We start from the raw sequence: 5,940 nt of genomic DNA, 5'->3' as shown, positions 1-5,940 counted from the left end.
CCGCGGACCCGCCCGACGACCCCGACGATCCCGACGACGACCGCGACGACGCCGATCGCACCGCGGCCTCGCGTGCGTCGAGGTCCGCCGACCGGGCGTCGAGCTGTCCCTGCCGCCCGTCGAGGTCCGCCTGGCGGGTGTCGAGCTCGCCCTGCCGGCCGTTGAGCGCGGCCTCGCGCGCGTCGAGGTCGGCGGAGCGGTGGTCGAGCGCCGCGACCTGCGCGGCGGCGTCGGCGACCTGCTTCTGGGCGGCCGTCAGGTCGTCGCGCGCCTCGGCGAGGTCGGCGTCGAGCTCGGCGAGGTCCTGCGTGAGGTCGGCCTTCTCGTCGGTGAGCGTGGCGATGGTCGCGCGGTTCTCCTGCGCCTGCGTGCTCGCGGACGCCCCGCCCGCACCGGCCCCCATGACCAGGCCTACGACGAGCGCACCTGCGCCGACGGACGGTGTCAGCCAGCGTCGTCCGCGGGTGCGCGGCTTGACGTCCACCCACAGCGGCCAGCCCTCGGGGGCCGCGGGCCACGTCGGGTCGGGTTCCCAGTCGGGCGGCGGCTGCCAGCCCGCCGGTGGTGCCGGCCACCCGGGTGGTGGGTTGAGTCGCTGCGCCATGTCGGCCCCTGACGTCGTCGCTGCCCACGTATCGGCGCCGGTCCGACGCGACTTGAGGGACGTGCGACGGCCCGCGCCGGGCGGGGCGCTACCCCCCGCCGCCCGCGCGCACGAGCCCCGTCTCGTACGCGAGCACCACGACCTGCACGCGGTCACGCAGCCCGAGCTTGGCCAGCAGCCGGCCCATGTGGGTCTTAACGGTGGCCTCGGTGACGAACAGCCGCGCGCCGATCTCGACGTTCGACAGCCCCTCGGCCACCAGCCGGACGACCTCCAGCTCGCGTGCGGTGAGCGCCGCGAGCCGGGGGTGCGGGGCCTCGTCGGTGGGCGTGGGGGCGGCCGCCTCGGGCAGGTGCGTCGCGAACATCTCGAGCATGCGCCGGGTGATGCGCGGCGAGACGACCGCGTCGCCGGACGCGACGGTGCGCACGGCGGTCACGAGCTCGGCGGGGGCGGCGTCCTTGATCAGGAACCCGCTGGCCCCGGCGCGCAGCGCCGCGAACGCGTACTCGTCGAGGTCGAACGTGGTCAGGACCAGCACGCGCACGTCGGGGTGCGCGGCGACGACGGCGCGGGTCGCGTCGATGCCGTTGACGCCCGGCATGCGGACGTCCATGAGGACCACGTCGGGTCGCAGCGCGGCGGTCTGGTCGATCGCGGCCTGCCCGTCCTGCGCCTCGCCGACCACCTCGAGGTCGTCGGCGCTCTCGACGAGCAGACGGAAGCCCATGCGGATGAGCGGCTGGTCGTCGACCAGCAGGACCCGGATCATGCGTCTGCCTCCTGCCAGGGCAGGTGTGCGTGCACCCGCCACCCGGTGCCGTGCGGCCCGGCCTCGACGGTGCCGCCGAACATGGCGACGCGTTCGGCCATCCCGACGACGCCGCGTCGGGTGCCGGGGGCGCCGGGTGCGGTGCCGTCGCCCGGGCCGGCGTCGGTGACGAGGACGTCGAGGGCGCTGCCGTCGCGGTGGACGTCGACGTCGACCCGGGTCGTGCCCGGTGCGTGCCGCAGCGTGTTGGTGAGCGACTCCTGGACGACGCGGTACACGGCGAGCTGCCGGGTCGCGCCGACGCCGTCGAGCCCGGTGACGGCCAGGCCGCTGGTGCGCACGGGCAGCCCGGCGGTGCGGAACCGTTCGACGAGGCGTGCGAGGTCGTCGGCGCCGGGCTGCGGGGCCATCGGCGCGCCGGCGTCGTCGCGGTCGCCGGGCGTCACCGGTGCCGCCCCGACGACCTGCCCAGGGGTGGGCTCCTCGTCGGCGTGCAGGACGTCGAGGATGCGGCGCACGTCGTCGAGCGCGGTGCGCCCGGTGTCGACGAGCTCGTCGAGGGCGACGCGTGCCTGGGCGGGCGACCGGTCCAGGGTGACGGCGGCGCCCCCGCCGAGCGCGACCATGACGGTGAGGGAGTGCGCGACGACGTCGTGCATCTCGCGTGCGACGCGCGCCCGCTCGTCGGCGCGGGTCAGGCGCGCGAGCTGTGCGGCGTCACGGTCCCGCGCGGCAGCGGCCTCGGCGACGTGCAGCCGGTGGGCGCGCAGCGCCGAACCCCACGCGACGGCGACGGTCACGAGCAGGACGGCCGGTACGACCGTCACCGCCCACCAGGGGGTCACGAGGTCCGCGAGCCGCGTCGGTACCCCTGCGGTGGCGGTCACGGCGGGGTCGCGCGGGTCCCCGCCGAGCACACGCGTCCCGACGACGGCGACCAGGGGGGCGACACGGGCGACGGCCGCCACCACCAGCAGGACGCCCCCGGTGACGAGCCACGCGGTGCGCGGCCGGCGTGCCGTGGCGACGGTGTGCAGGGCGCACGCGACGGCGAGCTCGAGGCCGTGCGTGCCGCCCGCGGCGGCGAGCGACACCAGGGTGAGCAGCCCGACCGCCACGGCCACCGGCACGGGGTGACGGCGTCGGCGGCTCAGCGCGACGGCACCCGCGACGGTCAGCAGCAGCGACACGACCTGCATGGTCGTGACCTGCCCGCCGAGGTAGGTCGTCAGGTCGTACATCGACTCGGCGCCGAGGCCCAGCAGCAGCGACCACCCGACGAACGCCGCGACGACGACCGTGTCGACGACCACGGGCCGGCGCACGAACAGGCCGACGGGCGCGAGCGCCCGCCCTGCCGTGGCGAGCACCCGCCGTGCGGCCGTGACCACGCGCCCCGAGGTGGCGCGCGCGGTGCCGGTGGCGCGCCGCCCCGACCGCACGGCGTCCTCGGGTGTGGTCATGGCCGCATCCTCGCAGGGCTCAGGCGTCACGGCGGCGCAGGAGCACGGCGGCGACCAGCAGAGCGGCGGCGGCCCAGGCGAGCAGGACGCCGTACCCCTGCCAGGCGCTGAGCGTGGTGCTCTGTGACCCGGCGATCACCGAGCCCATCGTGTCGGACGAGATCAGCCGGCTCCCGGCCGCCGTCGGCAGGTACGTCGCGATCTGCTGCAGCGGCGCCCACGGGACGTACGAGAAGGCCGGCTCGACGACGAACACGAGCCCCAGCACGGACGCGATGCCCGCGGCGGACGAGCGCAGGATCGCACCGACGCCGAACGCGAACGCGGTGATCGCGGCGAGGTACAGCGGCACGCCGAACATGAGGCGCAGATGCTCGGCCTGCGTGAGGTCCACGGTCATGCGTGCCGCGCCGAGCGTCGGCGCGGCGGCCGCCCACCCGACCAGCACGCCCACGAGCCCGGTCGCGAGCGCGGTGACGACGACCACGAGCAGCTTCGCACCGAGCGCGGGCAGGCGCGTGGGTGCCGCGGTGAGCGTGGAGCGCACCTGGCCGGTGCGGTACTCGGCGGTGATCGTGACGACCGCGAGCCCGCACAGCACGAGTTGCGCGAGCGCGAGCCCCGACGTCACGTACACGGGGCCCACGAGGTACTCGGGGCTCGCGTCGGCGGCGACGGCCACCATGCTCGAGGTGCGCATCGCGGAGAACAGGGGGAAGAACGCGACGGCGACGGCGAGGGCCCACCACGTCGACCGCAGCGACCGCATCTTGACGTGCTCGGACGTCACGAGGCGTCGGAAGGTCACGGGCTGCACGGTCGTGCGTGTCACGGCGGCGGTGGTCATCGGTGGGCTCCTGACGTGGGTCGGGCGTGGGCGGTGGCGTCCGGTGCGGCCGCGCGGTACTCGACCTCGCCGCCGGTGAGCTGCAGGTACGCGTCCTCGAGGGAGGCCTGCACGGGGGCGAGCTCGTGCAGCACGACGCCTGCCCCGGCGGCTGCGGCGGCGATCGTGGGCGCGTCGGCGCCGCTGACCTCGAGCGTGTCGGCCGCAGTCGACACGACGCGCAGCGCGGGGTCGCGGGTGAGCGCGTCCGCGAGCCGTGCGGTCTCGGGGGTGCGCACGCGCACGGCCGAGGTTCCCGCGCGCGCGACGATGTCGGCGACGGGTGCGTCGGCGACGACGCGGCCGCGGCCGACGACGACCAGGTGGTCGGCCGTGAGGGCCATCTCGCTCATGAGGTGCGAGGACAGGAACACGGTGCGTCCCTCGGCTGCGAGCGACCGCAGCAGCGTGCGCACCCACAGCACGCCCTCGGGGTCCAGCCCGTTGACGGGTTCGTCGAGGATGAGCGTGGCGGGGTCGCCGAGCAGCGCCGCGGCGATGCCGAGTCGTTGGCCCATGCCGAGCGAGAACCGGCCTGCGCGCTGGTGCGCGACGGACGTGAGCCCGGCCAGGTCGATGACCTCGTCGACGCGTGCGTTGCTGATCCCGTGCGTCGCGGCGAGCGCACGCAGGTGGGCCCGTGCCGAGCGGCCCGGGTGCACGGCCTTCGCGTCGAGCAGCACGCCGACCTCCGCGAGGGGTGCGCGGTGGCGTGCGTAGGGTGCGCCGTTCACGGTGACGGTGCCGCCGTGGGGGCGGTCGAGCCCGACGGTCATGCGCATGGTCGTGGACTTCCCGGCCCCGTTGGGGCCGAGGAACCCGGTGACCCGCCCGGGCTGGACCGTGAACGTCATGCCGTCCACCACGGTGCGCGGTCCGTAGCGCTTGGTCAGGCGGTGCGCCTCGATCATGGGTCCTCCTCGTTCGGTGTGCTCCGAACGTAGGAAGTGGGGCGGGTGCGCCGGGACGCCCGTGAGGACGAGGGGTGGTCTCGTGGCGGGTACGCCTCAGGGATGACGACGTGCGACCTGGTGCGCGGCGGGCGGCCGTGTGCCGCGGGGCGCGGGTCTGACGTGCGCGGGTCTGACGTGCGCGGGCGTCAGCCGCCCGGCGGGTCCAGCTGTGCCCACAGCGCGTTGGCGTCGGCGCGCATCGCGGCGACGTGCGCCTCTTGCGCGGCGAGCTCGGCGGCCAGTGCCTGCAAGGTCCCGGCGCGCGCGGTCAGCTCGGCCTCGTCGCGTGCGAGCAGCTCGCGGGCGCGGGCGATGGTCTGCGCGGCGGGCGCGGACGCCAGGACGGTCCCGTCGCGCCACGTCCACGACAGTCGCAGGCGGCTCTGCTCGGACGCGCTCATCGCGGCGAGCTGTGCCTCCTGCTGCTCCAGCACGGTGCGGTAGCTCGCGAGGGTCGCGACGTCGGCGTCGTGCTGCGCCTGCTCGACGGCGTGCGCCGTCCTGCGTTCTCTGAACGCGCCCTGCGCCGCGTCGAGTTCGGCCCGGACGGTGCCGAGCATCGCCTCGAGGCCGGTGTGGACCGCGACGAGCGCCTCACGGTCGGCGACGTAGCGCGCGTACAGGACCTCGAGCCGGTCGCCGAGCCCGCCGGGCTGCCAGACCTGCGTCCCGACGTACGCGAACAGCTCGGTCCCGCGGTTGGCGGGGTACGGCCCCACGGACGCGGCGATCTGCGCGTGGACCTGGTCGGCGGGGTCGATCCCGGCGACGACTTCCTCGAGCAGCGGGCCGGCCTCGGCGCGCTCGGCGGCGGTGAGGTCGGTCCACGCGGCGTGCAGCAGCTCGTGCGCGGCGGTCTCGACGACGAACCCGCGCAGCCGCGCGTCGGTGGGCCGGTAGACGACAATCGACCCGCCCGCGTGCAGCACGTCGGTGCCGCCGGGGCCGACGTAGCAGCCGACCGCGCCGCCGTCGTCGGACGTCTCGTGAGGGCGGTCGCAGCGTCCTGCGAACTCGGTGGCGCCCAGCAGCTCGGGGCGTGCCCGGTACAGCAGGTCCCGGCCGTGGGCGGTCAGGTGCATCTCGTCGGCCAGGGCCGCGACGTCCGGGGCCGGTTCGGGGACGCGTCCGGCGACGACGCCGTCGAGCCAGGGCAGGTCGGCCTCGCGCAGCAGCGCCGGGACGGGGCCGGTGACGAGCCACCACCCGAGGGCGCCGAGCGCGACGACGGTCAGCACCCGGTGGCCGAGCCCGCGGCGCGG

At 76.0% G+C, this 5,940-nt stretch carries 5 protein-coding genes and 1 pseudogene; all 6 read right to left on the bottom strand.

The window, feature by feature from the left end; all coding sequences use genetic code 11:
• Positions 1-604: pseudogene (locus ATM99_RS13950) on the bottom strand (hypothetical protein); the annotation flags it as partial.
• 88 nt (positions 605-692) lie between these two features.
• Complete coding sequence (locus ATM99_RS13945; RefSeq protein WP_062103482.1) at positions 693-1,376, bottom strand: response regulator transcription factor; 684 nt, start codon at positions 1,374-1,376, stop codon at positions 693-695.
• On the bottom strand, positions 1,373-2,839 hold the full coding sequence (locus ATM99_RS13940; RefSeq protein ID WP_062103481.1) for a sensor histidine kinase: 1,467 nt from the start codon (positions 2,837-2,839) through the stop codon (positions 1,373-1,375). The genes ATM99_RS13945 and ATM99_RS13940 overlap by 4 nt, the downstream gene beginning before the upstream one ends.
• A 19-nt stretch (positions 2,840-2,858) precedes the next feature.
• Positions 2,859-3,686: an ABC transporter permease subunit gene (locus ATM99_RS13935; protein ID WP_062103480.1), complete on the bottom strand. Its 828-nt coding sequence runs from the start codon at positions 3,684-3,686 to the stop codon at positions 2,859-2,861.
• Entirely contained in the window at positions 3,683-4,636 is a 954-nt protein-coding gene (locus ATM99_RS13930; RefSeq protein ID WP_062103479.1) for an ATP-binding cassette domain-containing protein, read from the bottom strand. The genes ATM99_RS13935 and ATM99_RS13930 overlap by 4 nt, the downstream gene beginning before the upstream one ends.
• A 188-nt stretch (positions 4,637-4,824) precedes the next feature.
• Positions 4,825-5,940: hypothetical protein (locus tag ATM99_RS19410; RefSeq protein ID WP_190278841.1), on the bottom strand; the 1,116-nt coding region annotated here is incomplete at its 5' end.

It is taken from the genome of Cellulomonas sp. B6 (assembly GCF_001462455.1).
In the GTDB taxonomy this organism is placed as follows: domain Bacteria; phylum Actinomycetota; class Actinomycetes; order Actinomycetales; family Cellulomonadaceae; genus Cellulomonas.
The sequence above is the reverse complement of the archived record's forward strand: the minus strand, read 5'-3'. Positions and strand labels throughout refer to the sequence as shown.